At 70.0% G+C, this 19,383-nt stretch carries 18 protein-coding genes; 12 read left to right on the top strand and 6 right to left on the bottom strand.

What is annotated here, in order from left to right; all coding sequences use genetic code 11:
• Positions 1–18: 18 nt before the first annotated feature.
• Positions 19–468: a hypothetical protein gene (locus LZ495_RS17000; protein ID WP_235053066.1), complete on the bottom strand. Its 450-nt coding sequence runs from the start codon at positions 466–468 to the stop codon at positions 19–21.
• A 524-nt stretch (positions 469–992) separates the two neighbouring features.
• Here LZ495_RS17000 and LZ495_RS44050 point away from each other — a divergent pair.
• The 4 genes from LZ495_RS44050 to LZ495_RS17015 all read left to right on the top strand — a co-directional run bounded on the left by LZ495_RS44050 (position 993) and on the right by LZ495_RS17015 (position 6,236).
• Positions 993–1,121: a hypothetical protein gene (locus tag LZ495_RS44050; protein ID WP_268822910.1), complete on the top strand. Its 129-nt coding sequence runs from the start codon at positions 993–995 to the stop codon at positions 1,119–1,121.
• A 590-nt stretch (positions 1,122–1,711) separates the two neighbouring features.
• Entirely contained in the window at positions 1,712–2,623 is a 912-nt protein-coding gene (locus LZ495_RS17005) for a site-specific integrase (protein WP_235053067.1), read from the top strand.
• A gap of 223 nt (positions 2,624–2,846) precedes the next feature.
• Positions 2,847–4,772 (top strand): HEXXH motif domain-containing protein, encoded by a 1,926-nt coding sequence (locus LZ495_RS17010; protein WP_235053068.1) that lies wholly within the window; start codon positions 2,847–2,849, stop codon positions 4,770–4,772.
• A 108-nt stretch (positions 4,773–4,880) separates the two neighbouring features.
• The gene (locus tag LZ495_RS17015; protein WP_235053069.1) at positions 4,881–6,236 is read left to right on the top strand and encodes a glycosyl hydrolase family 28-related protein; all 1,356 of its coding nucleotides are present in this window, start codon (positions 4,881–4,883) and stop codon (positions 6,234–6,236) included.
• Positions 6,237–6,423: 187 nt separating this feature from the next.
• Here the strand turns inward: LZ495_RS17015 and LZ495_RS17020 are convergent, their stop codons facing one another.
• Entirely contained in the window at positions 6,424–7,722 is a 1,299-nt protein-coding gene (locus tag LZ495_RS17020) for a hypothetical protein (RefSeq protein ID WP_235053070.1), read from the bottom strand.
• Positions 7,723–8,446: 724 nt separating this feature from the next.
• Here LZ495_RS17020 and LZ495_RS17025 point away from each other — a divergent pair.
• From LZ495_RS17025 to LZ495_RS17035, 3 genes are all read left to right on the top strand, one after another.
• The gene (locus tag LZ495_RS17025) at positions 8,447–8,794 is read left to right on the top strand and encodes a hypothetical protein (RefSeq protein WP_235053071.1); all 348 of its coding nucleotides are present in this window, start codon (positions 8,447–8,449) and stop codon (positions 8,792–8,794) included.
• A 242-nt stretch (positions 8,795–9,036) separates the two neighbouring features.
• Positions 9,037–10,185 (top strand): FxsB family cyclophane-forming radical SAM/SPASM peptide maturase, encoded by a 1,149-nt coding sequence (locus LZ495_RS17030; protein WP_235053072.1) that lies wholly within the window; start codon positions 9,037–9,039, stop codon positions 10,183–10,185.
• Positions 10,182–11,087, top strand: a complete 906-nt coding sequence (locus LZ495_RS17035) for an AAC(3) family N-acetyltransferase (RefSeq protein WP_235053073.1) — start codon at positions 10,182–10,184, stop codon at positions 11,085–11,087. Before LZ495_RS17030 ends, LZ495_RS17035 begins: the two co-directional genes overlap by 4 nt.
• Positions 11,088–11,229: 142 nt before the next feature.
• On the opposite strand, the gene LZ495_RS17040 is transcribed toward LZ495_RS17035, so the two are convergent.
• Both LZ495_RS17040 and LZ495_RS17045 read right to left on the bottom strand, forming a co-directional pair.
• Complete coding sequence (locus LZ495_RS17040; protein ID WP_235053074.1) at positions 11,230–11,955, bottom strand: GNAT family N-acetyltransferase; 726 nt, start codon at positions 11,953–11,955, stop codon at positions 11,230–11,232.
• A gap of 172 nt (positions 11,956–12,127) precedes the next feature.
• The gene (locus LZ495_RS17045) at positions 12,128–12,310 is read right to left on the bottom strand and encodes a hypothetical protein (RefSeq protein WP_235053075.1); all 183 of its coding nucleotides are present in this window, start codon (positions 12,308–12,310) and stop codon (positions 12,128–12,130) included.
• 405 nt (positions 12,311–12,715) lie between these two features.
• Between LZ495_RS17045 and LZ495_RS44055 the strand changes: the two genes are divergently transcribed.
• From LZ495_RS44055 to LZ495_RS17060, 4 genes are all read left to right on the top strand, one after another.
• On the top strand, positions 12,716–12,847 hold the full coding sequence (locus LZ495_RS44055; protein ID WP_268822911.1) for a hypothetical protein: 132 nt from the start codon (positions 12,716–12,718) through the stop codon (positions 12,845–12,847).
• A 151-nt stretch (positions 12,848–12,998) separates the two neighbouring features.
• Positions 12,999–13,628 carry a DoxX family membrane protein gene (locus LZ495_RS17050; protein ID WP_235053076.1) on the top strand — a complete coding sequence of 210 codons (630 nt, stop codon included), beginning with the start codon at positions 12,999–13,001 and terminating at the stop codon, positions 13,626–13,628.
• Positions 13,629–13,803: 175 nt separating this feature from the next.
• Positions 13,804–14,406 (top strand): Rv1733c family protein, encoded by a 603-nt coding sequence (locus LZ495_RS17055; RefSeq protein ID WP_235053077.1) that lies wholly within the window; start codon positions 13,804–13,806, stop codon positions 14,404–14,406.
• A gap of 85 nt (positions 14,407–14,491) precedes the next feature.
• The gene (locus LZ495_RS17060) at positions 14,492–15,214 is read left to right on the top strand and encodes a CBS domain-containing protein (RefSeq protein ID WP_235053078.1); all 723 of its coding nucleotides are present in this window, start codon (positions 14,492–14,494) and stop codon (positions 15,212–15,214) included.
• A 288-nt stretch (positions 15,215–15,502) separates the two neighbouring features.
• Here the strand turns inward: LZ495_RS17060 and LZ495_RS17065 are convergent, their stop codons facing one another.
• On the bottom strand, positions 15,503–17,317 hold the full coding sequence (locus LZ495_RS17065; protein ID WP_235053079.1) for a SulP family inorganic anion transporter: 1,815 nt from the start codon (positions 17,315–17,317) through the stop codon (positions 15,503–15,505).
• 114 nt (positions 17,318–17,431) lie between these two features.
• The gene (locus LZ495_RS17070) at positions 17,432–18,349 is read right to left on the bottom strand and encodes a universal stress protein (protein ID WP_235053080.1); all 918 of its coding nucleotides are present in this window, start codon (positions 18,347–18,349) and stop codon (positions 17,432–17,434) included.
• 41 nt (positions 18,350–18,390) lie between these two features.
• Here LZ495_RS17070 and LZ495_RS17075 point away from each other — a divergent pair, with 41 nt between their 5' ends.
• A complete protein-coding gene (locus LZ495_RS17075) occupies positions 18,391–19,371 on the top strand; it encodes a CBS domain-containing protein (protein ID WP_235053081.1) in 981 nt (326 codons plus the stop codon).
• Positions 19,372–19,383: the final 12 nt, after the last annotated feature.

Consider the following 19,383-nt stretch of genomic DNA (forward strand, 5'->3'; position numbering starts at 1 on the left):
GCGTGTCGATGTCAGGGATCAGGTGACCCGATTGTCGTTGATGAAGGTCTTGTAGCCGCCGGTGCCCGCCGCGGCGCCGATGAAGCTGAGGCCGATCTGCACGTTCTCCTGGAGGTCGTACACGCCGCCGTTGCCGGCGCTGCGCGTGACGCAGGAACCGTAGCCCCCGGTGACTGTCATCTGGTACCCCGGGCCGTACGGTTCGGCGACGTCCACCCAGGCCGAGTAGCCGTTGGCGGCCGAGTCGCAGACGGAGATGACGTCCCCGTTCTCCTTGACGTAGACCGTGACGCCGGAGGCGATGTACCTGTGGTCCCACGTGGTGGGGACCGGGTCCGGGGCGGCCGAGGCGGTCGGCGCGGCTATGGCGCTCAGCGCTGCCAGGGCCGCGGCCCCGAACAGGCCGCCGACGACGCGATGCGCGCGCCGGGAGCGCTTGGTGGTGGGGCTTGTGGTGATGCGGGGCATACGTGTCCTCTCGCAGGTCGGTCAACTGCGGTCACCGTAGAACCCATGATCACGCTGGGGTGCCGCGCTGGCGTGATGTGGATGACGCACGGCTCCCTTTGACCCGAATTGCGGTTATACCAGAGCCGGTTGCCCTCGATAATCCGTCAGGTCCCGAGGCGAGCGGATGCGCGAATTGGCCTGATGCGGCTGATCGAACCGGGCACCCGGCGCGGTCGCGACCGCGGTCGCCACGGCCGGCGGATCGAACGAGCCCTCGGAAGCCGCGACGTCGCCGACCGTGGCTCCGGTTCAGGTTCCGTGACGAAGCATCGATGGCGCGACGGGGTGCGCGGGCGATGGCGCACCCCGCCGTATGTGCCCGCGCTCGGATCGGTGTCCTGACACCCCATCAGCCCGTCGCGGGTGCTGATAACGCGAAGCGTTCACCCTTTTTGCGCGAGCCGGGGAAGCCGCACAGGCAACGCAATGACCGGGTCCCTACATTGTCGCCAGCAACGCCCGACACCACAGCTGGAGAGCCCATGAACCACGCCGCTCCCCTCCGCGCCGACTCCCCGCCGGCCCGAGGCGTCAGCCGGATCAGCGGCGTGACCACCGCCCGCGCCGCCGGACAAGCGTTCGCAAGCTTCGTCGGCAACAACCAGAGCTGAACCCGGACGGCACCGGTCGGCCACGAGCGGCCGAACGGCGCGATGACGATACGCGTCTGCCCGAACCGGCTACGTGGATCACCAAGTGCCCCGTATTCATTGCCCGTTCCCCTTGGCGCCGATGACCGCACGACGCGAATCGCCGCCACCTGCCGGACCGCACAGCCGCGGCCCTGGGCGTCGAGACCAACGGTCTGCCGATCTTCTTCCCCAGGGAAACGGGACGACGCATCCCCTCGGCGGACCACACCGACGGAAGACCCCTCCATCTCCTGCCCTGACCTGCTGCGCCTCGTCGCGTGCCCGTGTTCGGGCCACGCGGGACACGGTCGGCGGACGCTGAGGGTTCCCACATTCATGAGCAATTTGCGCGCCCTGTGCGCGCCTGCGTCGGACCAGGAGGCAGCCGAATGAGCTATGTCGCAGCAAACCCGAACGTCGGGTCCGGCTACGCCTCCGCCGACCCGGCGACGCCGACTGGCTCCGCGACGGGAGACGTACCCAGGAGAGTGCCAAGCGTCGCCGTCCCGACGGGACGGCCCGAGGCATGCGGTGGCTGGCCGCCCGAGGCCCGCGCACTGTGCGGTCACTTGCGTGAACTCACCGACGAGGCCGGAGAGTTGGTGTACGGCCTCGACGACTCGCTGCCGGACCTCGTCGGGGCTTGGATCGCCTCGCTGCGTTCCGACCGGACCCGCCATGCCTACGCACGCGCGTTCGTGGTCTGGGAGGAGTACGTCCGGGCACGCGGCGTCCACCCGCTGCGGGTCGACTTCCCGCTCGCCGACTCCTTCGCCGGTCATCTGAAGACCGCGCGGTCCCTCAAGCAGGTCGGCGGAGGCGGGAACTCGGGCGCCCCTGCCCGATACGCACCCGTCGGCCCCCCGTACCAGCCGACCACGCAGACAGCCCTGCTCTCCGGAGTCAGATCGTTCTACGTCCGCGTGGTCCGCCGCCAGGGCCTCGCAGTAAGCCCGTTCGCGTTCGCCGAGCTGCTCGCGGTGTCCCCGCTCGGTTGCGGAGGCGGCAATCCGCCTTCCGAAACCGCGCTGCTGATCCAAACCGCCCGCCAGTACTCGCGGCGCGCGTTTGCGCTCTGCACGATGCTGTACCTGATCCGCCCTCGCATGGGCGAACTGCTCGCCCGCGACGTGGAGCATCTCGGCTACGACCGAGGGCACCACACCCTGCCGTTCACGGCCCAGGACGGCCGCACCCGACCGGTCCCGATACCGCCGCTCGCCTGGCACGCGCTGGACCTCTATCTCGGCGGCCGCAATTCCGGCCCGTTGTTCATGATGCACAACCGGCGCCGCGTCACCGAGGACGTGGCACGGAAATGCCTCCGCGACATCGCCATGCGCGCCGAACTGCCGGACCGACCAGACATGTTCGCTGCTCCGGCCAACAGATACCCGGACCTTGCCGATCGTGCCGTGGGCCCCGAGGCAGCGACGGGAAGGCAGGAAGCGATCGGTGAATCATCGATGCGAAGACCATGAGCGCCATCGGATCCCAGCAACTCCGCGCCTTCGCGAAACGGCGCGCCCCCTGCTTGCAACGGGTCGAAACCCGTTGACCGGTGCGCAAGCCGCTGTCCGCGTACGCGGGTGCTTCGGGCAGCTGATCGCAGCGGCCGGGCAGGCAGGTGCGGGAACGGTCTCCCGTTGCCGGCCTGCCTGCCCGGCGGCATCCCGCCAACGCACGGACCACGGAGAGAACGTCATGCTCGAAGTCCCCGCACCGCACGAACCGGGCTCGCCCAGCCCTTCAGCCGGCAGCAAGCCGCGGCCCCGGGGCCCCCTGCCCGAGACCGTTCTGGAGGCTCTGAGCGGCTCCGGCGGAAGCCTGGAGGCCACCTGCGCCTTGCTGGACACCGTATTCGAGACGCGGATGCTGCAGGTCTTCGAGGTGGTCAGGGCCGTGCGCGCGCAAGCCGCGGCGGAGCCGCTCGGGGCACCGGATGACGCATGGGCGTACCTCGAGGCCGCCCAACGGGCCGAACCCGGTGCTGTGCGGGGCCTGTTCCTGCATCCGCAGACGGGTCTGTGGGCCGCTCAACTGCTGCGCCGCCTGGCAGAACCGACCTCGGACGCGTCGGATGCCGGGCGCCCGCCGCTCTGGGTCGAGGCCGGCTACCTGAGCCAGTTGGCGGTGTCTGCGATGCTCCGCGCGAACCTGGAGGGCACACTGACGGTGCCGTTGCGGAAGGGCACGGTGGTCCTGCCCGGTCTCGGACGCCTCCGGCTCGGCAGTTCGGCAGCGGATTGGGACCGCGCCGTCGCCGACGTGCACGACGGCCGCATCATGCTCCGGCACGGGAACGTCACGGTCCCCGTTCCCGCGGACCCGACGGCGCAGACCGACGCGTGGGAGCCGACGCGCATCCTGCGCGTCGAAGCCAAGGGCGGGGCCGTCTCGATCGGCATCGGTGTCGAGGTCGACGATCTGGGCCCCTGGGGATTCGGCGACGGCGCGGATCCGGTCGACCGCCTGGACACGCCTGCGGCCGCACGCTGGCAACGCACCCTGCAGGGCGCCTGGAGTGTTCTGGTCCGCGACCATTTCGAAACCGCTCCCGCCATCGGCTTCGGCGTACTGACCGTGATGCCCCTGCCCCGCGCCGAATACCTGCGGCCGCGCAGCGCCTCGACCTCCGACGCCTTCGGATGCGTCCTGATGTCCGAGCCCGAGGGATGGGACGAGGAATCCCGGGCCGTCCAGGCCGCGGTGACCCTCGTTCACGAGATGCGCCATTCGCTGCTGAACGGCCTGCTCGCGCTGACCCCGCTCGTCGAGGACCACGACGGACTCTTCCACGCGCCCTGGCGCGATGACCCGCGACCGCTGACCGGCATACTCCACGGCGCCTACTCGTTCTCCGCCGTCACCCGCTTCTGGCGCGAACAGCTCACGCGCGAAACGGCTTCCACACCCGAACACCTCTTGGCGGCATTCGAGTTCGCCCTGTGGCACCGGCAGACCTCACAGGTCGCCGGCCGTCTGGCCGCGAACCTCCATCTCGCCCCCCAGGGCCGGTCCCTGGTCGCGGGCCTGCGGCGCGACCTCGCCAGTTGGGACATGCGGGACGTCCCCGAAGCCGCGGCGCGCATGGCCGCACTCGCGGCCCGGTTCCACGCATCGGGATGGCGCGCACACCACACGCGGGTCGATCCCGCGTTGGCATCCGCGTACGCCGACGCCTGGGAGGCCGGCGGCCCGGCCTCCCCGCAGGGGACCTACCTGTCCCGCATCAGCCCTGATCCTCAGGCATGCGGACTGGACGCCCTCGGATACGCCGCCCGCCATCTGATCGTCTCGTCCGCCCTTCACCAGCAAGGACGCCCCGCCCCGGCCGACCCGGACGACCTGCACGCGGCCGACGTGGCGCTCCTGAGCGGCGACGAGGAGGCCGTCGACTTGTACGCGTACGAACTCGCCGAGCCCGGCGCCCGGCCGGCGGCCTGGGCCGGACTGGGACTCGCCTTGCAAGAGCGCGGGCGTCCCCAGGATGCTCCGGCCGCGGCGGCGCTGCTCGACCGCCCCGAACTCGCCCTCTCCGTCGCGGAACTCCTCCGCCGGCGCCGCGGCCGGATGCCCATCCCGCTCGCACTCGCCCGCTGGATGACCGACGCCGGCCCGCGTGCCTGATCGCCCCCGAAGCGCGCCCGGGCAGCCGTCCGCCCCCGAAGAATCCCACGTGAACGCCGCCCCTCCCACGGCGATCAACTCCCCCTCTACCAAAAAGGATTCGTCATCATGCCCAGTGAGCACGCACTGCCCAGCAGAAGAACCTTCGGCCGGCGGGCGGTGGGCCTGGGCGCCGCGGCCGGCGCCGGCGCGGTGGCCGTCGCGGCGACCCAGTGGTCGGCCGACGCGGACACCGCGGGGTCCACGTATGCCGTCAACGTGCGCGACCACGGCGCCAAGGGCGACGGCAAGACCGACGACTCGGACGCCATCCGCGCCGCCGTGACGGCGGCGATCGCCGGACGCGTGGGCGGGGCCGCGCAGAAGGAGGTGTACTTCCCGCCAGGCAACTACAAGGTGACGAAGAAGGACACCTTGATGTGGTCGCCGACCGGCGGCAGCGCGGACCAGATCTTCGGCCTCCGGTTCCGCGGCGCGGGACCGCGCGTGACCAACATCGACTTCGCGACGACGTTCGGTGCGAACCCCGACCCGAGGGAGAACAACCTGATCACCGCCGCGGTGCGGCTGCGGTACACGTACTTCCTGGACATGAGCTTCCGCTCGACCAACCCGAACAACCGCTTCGCGTACCTGTGGTCGCGCGACGGCGACGACACCGCGCTGCACTACCCCCAGTACGGGGTCGGCCAGAACCAGTACTTCGTGTACCAGAACGTCGAGTGGCGCGGCGTGTGGGACCGGGTCATCGGCCTCGACGGCGACAAGCAGGCCAACAACAACAGCGAGCACCACTTCCTGATGTGCTCGACGGACACCCAATCGCGCTACACGGACGCGTTCCTGCACTGCGGCATCACCAACCCAGGTGCGAACTCGCAGCAGAACCAGTTCCTCAACTACTTCATGATGTCCTGCAACTTCGCGCTGGCAGGCGGCGACTTCTTCCGCTTCGACCGGGGCGGTTCCATCAACGTGCTCGGCGGCTCGTGGTCGATGGTCGGCACCGACCCCGCGCGCTACTTCTACATGCCGCTCGGCAACGGGGACATCACCGCGACCCGGCTCAACGTCAACGGTGTGCGCTTCGAACCCAAGCAGAGCCCCGACCAGAGGATCATCGACTGCGGCTGGGGCAACGGCAACGTCACCTTCACGTCCTGCTCCGACATCGCCGCCGTGCAGGTCCCCGGCGCCGCCAACTACAACCTGCACCGCTACACGGGCACGCAGAACCGGATACCGATCGTCCGCTACCAGGACTGCATCCTGGCCGGCTACCACCTGGTCGACAATCCGGGCGCGGCACTCTCCAAGGGCAAGATGATCTACGAGGGCTGCCGGTTCTACCACTCGAACCAGGCACTCGGCCCGGCCTCCGGGACGTCCTTCCTCCGCTACACCGGCCCCACCGGCCGGTACGCCTTCCGCGACTCCTGGGACACCGCCGACATCAGCGGCTGACGTCAGGACCCGACGTAACGGATCGGCTCTGCGCCGCACTTGCGGCTCCCGGAGGGCGCTCCGGGCCCAGGGCCGAGGTTCCGCCTGCGGCGCAGGCACGCCGGGCCGGCCTCTCCTTTCCGAGAGGCCGGCCCGGCTCCGGACAGCTCAGGTAGGTCCGCTTCGTCGCACGTACCCAGGAGCGGGGCTACCAGGCACCCATGGCGGGGATCTTGGCTCGGACCCACTGCTCCCAAGCCGGTTCGAATTCGTCGTAGGGCATTCCGGTCGCCTTCTCGATGCTCGCCTTGACCACGTCCCGGCGGGGGTCGGTGTACTGGTCGATCACCATCGCGAATGCCTTGCGAGCACCGTATTTCTCGGCGACGAACTGCACCGCGAGGCGGCCGAGCGCGTAGGACGCGGCGACCACCCGGGCGTCTGCGTCCTCGAACTCGGTGTCGTCGGGCAGGTGTCCGCCGAACGGGTAGCCCTGCAGCGCCGCTTCGAGGGCCTTCGCGGTCTGGGGATTGTTGACCACCTCGATGTACTGGGCGAAGCCCTCCACCAACCACTTCTCGGGGACACGGCGGGTGCCGCTCAGCGGGGCCACGAGGGCGTGGGCGATCTCGTGCTCGAAGATGCTGGGCACCCCGGGGCTGTTGCCCTTGGCGGTGAAGAAGCTGGTGGAGGTGTCCACGACGATGCGCGAGACCCCCTGCCCCGGGCCCTTCCTGATCGCCTCTTCCTCGGACTCGGCATCGGGGGCAGGAGTGTAGGCGTCGTCGACGTGCCGGTTGAACCAGATAGCGACACCGGCCTCGCTGCCACCGTCCTGCGACCCCTCGCGGTACATGGCGTCGAACACCTTGCGGTCCGGTTCAAGGACGACGACGAAGCCCTGGGCGGTGGGCGTCCCCGGCGGGACGTTCTTGGACCACAGGGCCAGATTGGTCTCCGCCGCCTTCTGTGCTGCACCGGAATGCTGCTTGACCAGCGCCGCGTTGGCCGCGCTCGCGATGACGACCGCGTTCGCGGAGGACGCGACCTCGATGTCGTCGTACACGTCCCACGGAGCCGGGTAGTACGAGCGCGGGGCAGCGGTGTCCCCGGCGACGTGGGACACCGTCATACGCCACTGGTTCTTGGATTCCTCGCGCGTCTGGGTCGTCCACACATAGCGCTCGGCGACGGCGTAGGTGTCCACGTTCCTGATGCGGTGGACGAAGGCGACCTTGAGCTGCCCGTTGGCGTCGGGACGGCCTATCGGCTGGAAAGACACCTCATCGAAGGGCACCTTGGCCACGTTGCGGAAGAATATGCGCTGCTGATCCACAGCCGCCCCGGTGAAGCCGGCCAGATAGGCCGCCTCGTCCTTGGTGGTGAGCGCGGCGGTCAACTGCGAGGCCAACCGGTCCCACACGAAGTCCGTCGAGCCCGCCGGACCCGAACGCTCCTCTTGCAACAGGCTGCAGCCGCTCACCATGCACAACAGTGCAATCAGCACCGCCAGCGCACCCTGGCGCCGACGCGGAACGGCGCGCACGCCACCCCGCCGATCTCCGTACGGTGTGGCCAATCTTGACGCTGCGGCGCGGTGGTCGAGCATTACTCCCTCTCAATCGGAACCGTCCACGGCCCGCTTCTCCGGCGAAGGCCTGAAACGCCGCGCAGAGCATCGCCACACATGTCGGGAAAATGGTGGGGCCGTGACATGGCATGTGCGTTGCCGCGCGGACATTCAGGGTCCGGGCGTGAATCGGGCACGGGAAATTCAGGCTTCTTGCCTGAGCGGTCTCCAGGGGTCGCCGATGCCGGTGCACCAGGTGGCGATGAGCTTCTCGGCGCTGCACCATGGCAGTCTCTTGCGCACAGGCATGCGGGTGCTCACCTCTGAAGACGCATACGGGAAACCAGACTTGGACCCTCGGTCGAGTGCCGCGTCGCCCCCGATGGCGTCTCCAGGTACCGAAATTCCGATCGGAATCTAGGGCTCCGGATCGTACTTTGCAATCCCAAGCGCACGGTCAAGGCGTGCCGGTCAAGTATCGACAAGTACGACGACAGCAGTCGCCGCACACCCGCAAACCACGCCATATCTGCCGGCCGGGACCGGCTCGGTATCCGCGCCACGCCGAGCAGCATCCGAACCACGCGGACAGGAAGTCGATTCAATACGCGACCGCTAAGGTGCCACCGCCGGTTCTCCTTACGACCCATGGGAGTCACACATGGCCCACAGCGCCGCAGTCCTCGCGGGGCGCACGCCCGCCGAACTCATCGACTCGCCCGCGATCGAAGCCGGCTCGCCGCTCGGCATCGTGCTGCGGACCCAAATGGAGACCGACTTCGAAGGCATGAGCGGCTTCTCCAGCTATGCCGAAACCCAGAGTGGCTTCTCCAGCTACACCGAAGCGTCCAGCGGATTCTCCAGCTACACGGAAGCGCCGAGCGGCTTCTCCAGCTACACGGAAGCGCCGAGCGGCTTCTCCAGCTACACCGAGGCGCCGAGCGGCTTCTCCAGCTACACCGAGGCGCCCAGCGGCTTCTCCAGCTATGTGGAGAACGACGCGAACTAGCAATTCCGCCGGCGTCCTTGTTCATGCGCCGGCCCGCTGTGCCCGGGCGCCATGCTCGCGCGGGTGCAGCGGTCTCCAATTGGCCTCATGGCCAGGAGACCGAGGAGACCCGTCAGCCCCGGGGGAAGTTGCGAAGGGAACAACGCGGAATGGAGCTGTCAGCTCCGGTGCGAATGCCGGTAAGCGTCGAGTGGCCGAGGAACATCCGGTCCCACCTGTCGCTGGGTTCCCTCTGGCGCCCCGTGCCCTTGCAGCACTTCGTCGTCAAGGTGCACAGCCGTTGCAATCTGGCCTGCGACTACTGCTACTTGTACGAGATGGGCGACCAGTCCTGGCGTACCGCCAGCAAGGCGATGTCACCCGAGGTCGCCGACCGGACAGCCGCCCGCATCGGTGAACACGCTCGCGCCCGGCACCTGGAGAAGGTGACCGTCATCGTGCACGGCGGCGAACCGATGCTCGCCGGGATGCGACTGATCCGGCACCTCGCGGAGGCCGTGCGCCGGGAAGTCCCGTCCTACACCGAAGTTTCCCTGGCCATGCAGACGAACGGCCTCCTCCTGGACGACGCGAATCTCGACGCGTTGCACGCGCTCGGCATATCCATCGGCGTGAGTCTGGACGGAGACGCCACCGCCAACGACCGCCACCGCCGCCGTGCCGACGGCCGCGGCAGCCACGCCGAGGTGGCCGAGGCGATCGCGCGGCTCCGCGACCCGTCCCGTCCCGGCCTCTACAGCGGCCTGCTGTGCACGATCGACCTGGCGAACGACCCTGTCGAGGTCTACGAGGCGCTGCTGGAGCATGCCCCGCCGACCATTGACTTCCTTCTGCCGCACGGCAGTTGGGACGAGCCTCCGCCCTCGCGCGCACCAGGGACCACCGCCGCCCCCTACGGGGAATGGCTTTCGGCGGCCTTCGACCGCTGGTACGACGTCAAGCAAGCAGAGACGAGCGTGCGGCTGTTCCGCGACACCATCGCGCTGGTGCTCGGCGGTACGGGCAAGTCCGAGCAGATCGGCCCGGGGCCGGCGACGGTGGTCGTCATCGACACCGACGGCATGATCGAACAGGTCGACACCCTCAAGTCGGTCTACGACGGCGCCGCGGCCACGGGGATGTCCGTCGCCACCCATTCCTTCGACGATGCGCTGCGCCACCCGACCCTGGCCGTGCGCCAGATGGGCATGGCCGGCTTGGGCGTGACCTGCCGCGCCTGCCGCGTGCGGGAAGTGTGCGGCGGAGGCTACTTCACACATCGCTACCGCGCCGGCGTCGGCTTCGGCGAACCTTCTGTCTACTGCCCGGACTTGATCGCCTTCATCGAACATGTCCAGGCGCGTGTGGCCGCAACCGTCGCCACGGCGACCCCTCCGGGAGGCAAGGCATGACCACCCGTCCTCCGGTGGATCCGCGGCTGATACCGCCCCCGGTCGTCGCACTCGGACCGGACGCACCGGCCGACACGTCCGCAGCGCGGCCGCCCCGGACGGTACGCGAACTGGTCGGCGACCTGCGCGATCTCGGCGTGCAGAGCAGCGACGTACTCCTGGTGCACTGCCGCTTGCGCGACATCGGCGCGGTGGAGCGAGGCGCGCGAGGAGTCCTGGCCGCCTTGACCGAAGCGGTGGGGAAGAACGGCACGCTGGTCCTGCCGGCCTTCACCGAGCTGAACTCCGATACGTCGCTGCCGTTCCAGCGTGCCACGCACGGCTTGAGCGACGACGAACTCCAGGCCTACAAGAGCAAGATGCCGCCGTTCGACCCCGTCTGGACGCCGGCCTCGCCCACCATGGGCGCGCTGGCAGAGGTGCTCCGCCAGGCGCCGGGATCAGTGCGCAGCTCCCACCCGCAATCCTCCTTCGTGGCCCGGGGATCGCTGGCGGACGGCATCGTCCGGCACCACAACCCGGTGTCGCACTTCGGCGAACAGTCTCCGCTGGCAAGGTTGTTCTCTCTCCCCGACGCCAAGGTGCTGATGCTCGGCGCGGGCTTCTCGGCGTTCACCGGCTTCCATCTGGCCGAGTACTACCAGTCCAGGATCGCCACGCGGATGTACCGCTGCGTCGCGCCCGACTGGCTCGGTCGCCCGATGTGGGCCTCGTACGAGGACGTCCTCCTCGACCTCGCCGACTTCGACCGGATAGGCGCCGATCTCACCGAGCACATCCCCATCGCACAAGGCCTCGTGGGCAACGCCCAGAGCAGACTGGTGCCGCTCATCCCCGCAGTCGCCTTCGCAGCGGACTGGATGGCCCGCAACCGCACGAACGGCGCTCCGGCCGTCGCCTGACCGACCGGGCTGCGCACCTTACGTGTCAGGCCTGTTCGACCGGTAGGCCACGGCCGACTGCACCCTCATCTGGAACCAGCAATCACCGACCCCTGCGAACCGGCGGGTACCGCAGTTCCCGGTGCCGTGCCGGCCCGCACAGTCACGGGCGCGGACGCCAGCGCAGGAACACGCACTCATCGGCGCCCGCACGGAGCATGAAGGGCAGGCCGAGGCGCCCCAAGGAGAACCCCGCCCCCGGAACCAGGGTCGTGTAGCCGCTGCGAGCGTAGAACGCGCCCAGGTCGCGGTCCGCCTCGTACGCGCCGTATAGCAGGCGGTAGCCGAGCTGCTCGTAGACCTGCCCGGCGCGCTCCAGCAGGGCCGAGGCAATCCCCTGGCCGCGGGCGTGCTCGGCGACGGCCAGGCCATGGACCTTGGCGATGAACAGGCTCAGCGCCAGGCACCTCTGCGGGTTGTGGCCATGCCGGGCGGCCATCGCCATCACAGTGCCCGGCGCGGTTCCGGACAGCACGCCGACGACCTGGTCCCGCGCGTCGGTGGCGACAAGTGTCAGGCACACACTCGCCAGCGCCTCGTCCGTCGGGAGACTGGTGAAGGACCTGGCTGCCGCCTCCCGGTACGCCGCCTCCGAGGCCAGGCCCGCGAGCATGCTCGACGCGGCGGAGCCGTCCTCGATCGCGGTACGCAGCGACGGGTCGAACGCGACCTGGTCGCCGGCGGTGCCCATCAGCGCGTCGGCCGCCCCCGCGTCTTGCGGGCGGGCCAAGAGCAGGCGGGTGCCCGCCGGTCCCTGCCAGCCCGCACGCAGCCGCTCCGCCGTCAGCGGCGCCGACACCTGCACCTTCCTGGTCACGCGCTTGCCCACGACGACACCTCCTCCGAGAGCTCCAGCCGCCACCTTGCTGTGCAGTCAAGCACCCGAACATCCGAACCGCGAAAACCCCGGCCGACCACGACAGGTTCCTCCAAGAACATTGTCGCAGCGGCCCCACCTTCGGCTCGGGTCTCCTCGTCGGCGAACTACTCCCACCACCAGCTCACAGGCGGCTGCCCGGCCCAGTGCCGAGTCGGTCACGGACGCCCTGCACCGCCTCAGCGAGGATGCGAGACGTCTCGGCCATGGCGGACTTCCCGTCGGGGTCGTCCTTGGCGAGGACCTCTGCCGCGTGGACCGGGTTGCCGTCGTCGGGTGCCGTTCGATCTTCACCTCTCGCGACCACCACACGATGAAAACGCAGCCGTCAGGTCTGTCGAAATACCCCCATACGAAGCGGCCTACGGCCTGCGTAAACGCTGGTCAGGAGGACAGGATTTGAACCTGCGACCCCTTGTCCCCCAGCTGGCACGATCAGGACTCCCGAGGATGACCGCCACGTCCCCGCGAGCGTGAGCAGCATGGCGATCAAACCATTGCGCGCCCTCGGTCGCTCCTGGGGGTGGCCACCACCAGATCCCGACGGGGCGATGTCCGCGACTGGCAGTGGAAGACGGTGCGTCCAACCGGCCGTTGGACCCGGTCGGCCGGGCCCCCTGCCTCTGCGGCGGCCCCTCTCGTACGCGGGACGGTGTACCTGCGGGCGGGAGGCACCGGCCGACCCGGCACCGCACGAAGAGGGGGCAGGACCGTGTTCATCCTCGACGCACGCTTCTGGACCGTCCTGGTCCTGGTCATCGCCTGCGCCGCCGCCCTGGCCGCACTGGCCGGCGCCGCACTGGGCGGGCCCTGGCATCACCGCCACCCGCGGCACCGGCGCTGACCGGACCCGGCGATCGGAGAGCTGCAAGCTGGCCAGGCCCGCGGGCAGTCCGACGCCCCGGCACGCATCCGAACGTGCACCCACGCACCGATCCGTCCGTCCACCGGCGCCGCCGACTCACCGAGCGGCGCGCACAATTGGGGGAACCACCATGGCCAGTTCGCACCAGCACCGCTTCGCCGGCGGCTTCCACTTGTCCCGCCGCAACCGCAGCACCACCGATGGCACCCTGGCGGCCGCCGACTCCGCAGCCGTCACCGCGACATCGATCCGCGACATCGCGACCGCGACGCTGCGTGTCGTCCTCGGCTTCGTGTTCCTGTGGGCGTTCCTCGACAAGACCTTCGGCCTCGGCTACGCCACCAAGTCCGGCAAGGCCTGGATCGACGGCGCGCGCCCCACCGAGGGCTTCCTCTCCCGCGTCGATGTCGGCCCGATGGCCGGCACCCTGCGCGGCTGGGCCGGAGACCCATGGGCCGACTGGCTGTTCATGCTCGGCCTTCTCGGCATAGGCATCGCCGTCATCTTGGGCATCGGCCTGCGCATCGCCGCCGTCTCCGGGACCGTGATGATGGCGCTCATGTGGATCGCCGAATGGCCGCCCGCCAAGCACAGCGAGTCCGGTGCCGCGACGATGTCCACCAACCCCTTCGCGGACTACCACGTCATCTACGCCTTGGCTCTGATCGCCCTCGCCGCCACCGCGGCCGGCACCCGCTACGGCCTGGGTACCTGGTGGTCCGAGCGTCCGTTCGTCAAGAAGTACGCCTGGCTCCGCTGACTTCCTGTCACCACACAGCAGTTGCGCACACGGGCAAGGTGCCCGCCGGACCGGCTCCGGCGGGCCTCCCCAGGCGCAAACGTCCGTCGCGTCGCCCGGCAGCAAGCCCACGGGCACCACCGCCCGTAGCCGCCGCAAGCGGCCTGGCCGGCGCATCCGCTTGGAGGGACCCGACATGATCGCCGACGCACACGCCCCGGAGGGCGGTACCGCCGACCCGATACGGCCGTGGCGCCGCAATCCGCTCCGCACCCGCGCGCACTGCCTGTACGACGTGTTCGTCGGCCTCCTGGTCGCCGCGCTCTGCGCGCTTCCGCTGCTCGGGTACGTCGCGGCGCGCGCCCAGCTCGACGACACCGAGGCGCGGCGGCGCACGGCAGTCGCGGAGAACCGGGCGGTACCCGCCGTCCTGGAGCAGAACGTGCACAGCGTCGGCCGCTCGCCGGGCCGCAGCGGTCCGACCAAGGCACGGGTGACGTGGACCGTCACCGACGGCACTTCGCGGACCGATCGCGCACCAGTGGCTTCCACCGGCTACAAGGGGGATGCCGTCACCATCTGGCTCGATCGGTCCGGAAGCCCTGTCGCAGCCCCGATTGCGCACAGCCGTCTGCTCGTGGATGCGATCGGCCTCGGCATGCTCTGCGTGATCGGCGGCCTCGGCGTCCTCCTGGTCCTCTACGCCGGCGGGCGCACCGTGTTCATGCGTACCCGTATGGAGGCCTGGGCCCGCGAGTGGCAGCAGACCGGCCCGGCCTGGGCCGACCGCACCACCTGAGCAGCCTCGGCGAGACCACGCCGGCTTCCTGCTTACTACGGCGCAGTCCGCTTTCAGCGCACGTCACGATCCCCGGAGGGACATCATGGGACACCAGCTCGTGCGGTCGGTGATGACGACCGGCACCGCGTCCGTCGGCCCGGACGCCGAGTTCAAGGAGATCGTCCGTATCCTGCAGACCCGCAAGGTCAGCGCCGTACCGGTCGTCGACGCGAATGGACGCGTCCTCGGCGTCGTCTCGGAGGCCGACCTGCTGCGCAAAGAGGCCTACGCAGGTGGGGAAGACGGCGCCCCCGAGGCCACCCGCGGCCTTTTCGGCGCGCACCGGGCCCGAGCCAAGGCCCGAGCCGTGCGGGCTTGCGAATTGATGAGCGCTCCCCCGGTCACCATCCGCGCGGACCGGTCGGTCGTCGACGCTGCCCGCCTCATGGAGCGCCGCGGCGTCAAGCGCCTGCCCGTGGTCGACGCCGACGGGCGCCTGGAGGGCATCGTCAGCCGGTGCGACCTGATCCGGGTCTTCCTGCGCGACGACGAGCAGATCCGCGCCGAGATCACCGAGGACGTCCTGACCCGCGCCTTGTGGATCAACCCCGCCGCCGTCGCCGTCACCGTCGACGGCGGCCGAGTGCACCTGGCCGGCCTGCTGGAGTTCAAGAGCCTGATCCCCCTGGTGGTACGCCTGTGCCGGGCCGTCGACGGGGTCGTCGACGTCACCCACGCACTGCGCTTCGACCACGACGACACACACCGACTGCCGTCGCGACGGCGGCCGATCGGCATCGCCGACCAACGCATCGCCCGCCTGTAGCCGCCCCTGCCTCCGCCGCGGCGGTCCGGTCCCCGGAACCGGGCCGCCGCGGCGGACTTCCCGGGACTGGAAACCCGCGCCACCGAACTCCCGCTGGCCGGGAAGGTATTCGGGAAGGATCGCCGTGTCGAGCGCCCCCCGCCGGCCGGCCGCCACCCGGAGGAGCGCATCCCCGCGGCGCACCGCGAAGTTCACCGGTCTTACCGCCAGTAGGCCTGCACGGTGAAGACCACTCGTCCGACCTGTGCAGAGGGAAGCAGCTCCATCGCCTCGGGGCGCTCCAGCTCGTCACGGGACGGTGTCGTCGCCGTCGGACACCCGCGGTTCGGCGTCGGTGGGCTGCCTGTCCGGTGGATCAGCGGCGCCGGAATCGCCCGTCGGCAGTGAGCGGTCGCGGTGCCACAGCCGATACGCCGCAACAGCGGTCGGCAGCGTCGGGAACATCCGGGCCTCGCCGACCGAAGCGGCCAGGCCGTAGGCAGCCAGGTCCTCCCGCAGTTCCTGCTTGACGCGGGCCATGCCGAAGACGATCCCGCGTCCGGTCAGTTCGGCGCGTACGGCTTCCAGCGAGTCGAGTGCGGTGATGTCCACCTCGGCGATCGCCTCCGCGTTGAGCACGAACCACTCCACCGGGTCGGTCTCCGCGGCCACCGCGGCCAAGGCGCGCCGCCGGAAATCCTCCGCGTTGGCGAAGAACAGCGGCGAGTCGTACCGGTAGACCACGAGGCCTGGGATCTTGCGGGCCGCCGGATAGTCGTCGACATCGTGCATCCCCGCGACACCCGGGACAACCCCGAGAACCGCATCGTGCGGCCGTGCGACCCGGCTCAGCAGTTCCGCGACCGACAGCCCCACCGCAACCAGCACGCCATAAAGGATGTCCAACGCCAGAACTGCGACGAGACATCCCAGCGCCAGCAGGAATTCCCGCCGGCGGAAGGACAGCAGCCGCCGGAAGCCCGCCACGTCGACCATCCGCACCGCGGCGAAGACCACCAGAGCTCCGAGGACCGCCTTGGGCATGTCGGTCAGCAGCGGGCTGAGGAACAGCAGTACGGCGAGCACGACAGCAGCGGCGGTCAACGCATATGCCGGGCTGCGGCCGCCTGCCGACTTCGCCAGCGCCGTGCGGCTGGCGCTGCTGCTCACCGGGAATCCGTGCAGAAGCCCCGCGCCGACGTTTGCCGCCCCCAGCGCGAACAGCTCCTGGTTCGCGTCCAGCCCCGGCTTGTTGTCGCGCTCCTCGAACGCCCGAGCCGTGAGGATGACGTCGGTGTAGCCGACCAGGAGGATCCCCGCCGCCGGGATCAGCAGCGCTTCCGTATCGCCCAGGACCGGCCACGCCACACCGGGCAGGCCGGCCGGGATCCCTCCGACCACGTCGACGCCACCGCGATCGGCAAGCCCGAAGACGGCGACCACTGCCGTCCCCAGCATCACGGCCAGCAAGGGCGCGGGGAGCCGCGGCCAGAACCGCCCCACGACAAAGAGCAGCGCCAGCGCTGCCGCACCGAACGCGACTGTAGGCCAGTGCACTTCGGACACATTGGCGACGAACGAGCGCAGCTTCGGCCCGAAGCCGTCACCGGACACCGTGACCCCGGTCAGCTTCGACAGCTGGTCCACCGTCAAGATCGCGGCCAGCCCGGTCAGATACCCGATGAGCACCGGCTGCGAGAGCAAGTCCGCGACGAACCCCAGCCGTACCAGCCACGCGACCATGAAGAGCAGCCCGACCAGAACGGCGAGCGTCGCCGACAAGGCCGCGTACCGCGCCGGATCGCCGCCCGCGAGCGGCCCGACCACAGTCGCGGTCATCAGCGCGGTCGTGGACTCCGGACCGACCGCCAGCAACCGTGACGACCCGACGAAGGCGTAGACCACCATCGCCGGCAAAATCGCCCACAGCCCGGACACCGGCGGCAGGCCGGCAACGGTCGCATACGCCATGACCTGCGGCACCAGGTAGGCCGCGACCGTCACGCCTGCCATCAGATCGCCGCGCAGCCATCCGCGCTGGTATCTCCGAAGCACCCCTATCCCCGGAACTGCGGGCACCAGGCGCCGCCGCCACCGCTCGACGTCACCTGCAGGCCGCGACATGGGACCCTCCTGGTCGAACCGTGCTGCGTCCGGCGACTCCGGCCGTTCTCCGAGCATGGGACGTGGGGTGGTCGACCGCACAGGGCCATCCGCACCGCGGCTCGGCACGGATGATCAGCCGGTGGGCACCAACAGCACGGCGGAGTGGGCGTGATGCAGTGCTGCGTAGGCGACGCGTCCGATGGTGCGTCCGCAGTCGCGGGGACGCGGATGCAATGCCACGACGGTGAGCCCGGCGCTCTCGGAGAGGTCGACGAGCGCGCCCACGGGCGGGCGGTTGATGACACTCTCGGCGACCTCGACATCGGGGAACGCAGCACGGAACGGTGTCGTGACCTCGGCGAGCATCGTTTCGGCGTCCCGCTGGGCGGCGGCGAAGGCTGCTCGACCCGGCGGAGGCGGAACGGCGTGCAGGCCGAAGGCCGGCGGAGGAGGGAACGACCAGGCGTGGAAGGCATGAACCGGCACGTGTCGCAGTGCCGCTTCGTGGAAGGCGCCTGCCACGGCCGGTGCGCAGGTCGCGCCGGAGACGCCGACGACGACCGGGCCACATGGCGCAACGGTGCCATCGGTGACGTCGGCCCCGGGCGGCGTCCCGCGCTCGTCGGCGGGGACCACCAGCAGGGGGCAGTGGGTGCGTCCGGCCAGCTTGCGGCTGACCGAGCCCAGGAGCATGCCGGTGAATCCGCCGAGGCCGCGGCGGCCGACCACGAGCAGCCCGGCGCGGGCCGAGACGGCTTCGAGCACGTCGGCGGCATCGGCGTGGACGACGTCCGTGGTGACGATGAGGTCGACATGCCGGCGCCGGGCCTGCTCGGCGTGCCGGTGCAGCGCCTCGACGCCCGCGTCGTGCAGGACGCCGTGCCAGTCGTCGGGAGCAAACGCCTTGGGCTCCCAGGCGTGCACCAGTTCAAGCGTGGTCCCGCGCAGGACCGCTTCGTCGGCGGCCCAGTCGACGGCATGCTGCGCGAAGTCGGAGCCGTCCACGCCGCAGATCACGTGGCCGGTCGGAGCGGGGGTGCCGGCGGTCACTGCATCCTCCTTCGGTGCTCCCGGCCAGGTGGCCGGGGACGTTGCCGTCCACCGTCTCGCCGGGCGGCGTGCATGTCACGGGCCGTTCGACCCGGTGTCCGGCCGGGAATCGATGTACCGCCGACCCGGTCGCCGTGCTCGGTTCACACCTTGGTCCACGTGGGTGCGACCTGCGCCTCAGGGCCGAACCGGGCCGGCGCGTCGACCGGACATGGGGTCGCTATAGGCCGATCGGCCCTGCACAGCGTCGCGATCGGATGGCCAAGCTGAGTGTGGGCGTCTATCCATGCTCTCAGGAGGACGTTCCCATGTACCACCAGCGCGTTGAATCCCAGATGACCACGGATGTCGTCACCGTCCGGCCCGGCACTCCGTTCAAGGAGGTCGTTCGCATCCTGCGGGAGCACCGGATAGCAGCTGCTCCCGTGCTCGACGGAGACGAAGTCGTCGGTGTGGTTTCCGAATCCGACCTCCTGCGCAAGGAGGCCGAACGTGACGGCCCCGCCCCGTTCCCCCTCCGAATCCTCACCCGCCGCGCGGTACGCGCCGCACGCGAAAAGGCCCGAGCTGCGACCGCCGGGGCGCTGATGACCTCTCCGGCCGTGATCGTCGAACCGAGCACGCCCGTCGCCGACGCCGCTCGGCTGATGGAACGGCACCACGTCGCGCACCTGCCGGTAGTCGATCCCTCCGGACGTCTCTGCGGCATCGTCAGCCGCGGCGATCTGCTGCGCGTGTTCCTGCGGCCCGACGACCGAATCGGCAACGAAATCCGCGACGACATCATCCGCGACACGATGCGCGTCGATCCGAGTACCGTCGACGTCCACGTGGCCGACGGGATCGTCGACCTGTCCGGTCGGCTGGAACGCAGGTCGCTCATCGGCATCCTGGTCCGGCTGTGCCGCGGCGTCGACGGTGTCGTGGACGTCCGCGAACACCTCGCGTACGCGGACGATGACATGCGCATCCGCCCGCCCATGGTGCCGTCGCTCCCCGGAACGGGAGCCCACCAGGTCTGATGCCGGCGCCCT

This window comes from Yinghuangia soli (assembly GCF_021502675.1).
GTDB lineage: Bacteria > Actinomycetota > Actinomycetes > Streptomycetales > Streptomycetaceae > Yinghuangia > Yinghuangia soli.

What these genes read in the sequence shown, in the direction of transcription:
- LZ495_RS17065 (WP_235053079.1), bottom strand. Translation starts at nt 17,317, where the DNA reads ATGTCGCGGCCTGCAGGTGACGTCGAGCGGTGGCGGCGGCGCCTGGTG.
- LZ495_RS17035 (WP_235053073.1), top strand. Translation starts at nt 10,182, where the DNA reads ATGACCACCCGTCCTCCGGTGGATCCGCGGCTGATACCGCCCCCGGTC.
- LZ495_RS17060 (WP_235053078.1), top strand. Translation starts at nt 14,492, where the DNA reads ATGGGACACCAGCTCGTGCGGTCGGTGATGACGACCGGCACCGCGTCC.
- LZ495_RS17050 (WP_235053076.1), top strand. Translation starts at nt 12,999, where the DNA reads ATGGCCAGTTCGCACCAGCACCGCTTCGCCGGCGGCTTCCACTTGTCC.
- LZ495_RS17010 (WP_235053068.1), top strand. Translation starts at nt 2,847, where the DNA reads ATGCTCGAAGTCCCCGCACCGCACGAACCGGGCTCGCCCAGCCCTTCA.
- LZ495_RS17025 (WP_235053071.1), top strand. Translation starts at nt 8,447, where the DNA reads ATGGCCCACAGCGCCGCAGTCCTCGCGGGGCGCACGCCCGCCGAACTC.
- LZ495_RS17015 (WP_235053069.1), top strand. Translation starts at nt 4,881, where the DNA reads ATGCCCAGTGAGCACGCACTGCCCAGCAGAAGAACCTTCGGCCGGCGG.
- LZ495_RS17055 (WP_235053077.1), top strand. Translation starts at nt 13,804, where the DNA reads ATGATCGCCGACGCACACGCCCCGGAGGGCGGTACCGCCGACCCGATA.
- LZ495_RS17000 (WP_235053066.1), bottom strand. Translation starts at nt 468, where the DNA reads ATGCCCCGCATCACCACAAGCCCCACCACCAAGCGCTCCCGGCGCGCG.
- LZ495_RS44050 (WP_268822910.1), top strand. Translation starts at nt 993, where the DNA reads ATGAACCACGCCGCTCCCCTCCGCGCCGACTCCCCGCCGGCCCGAGGC.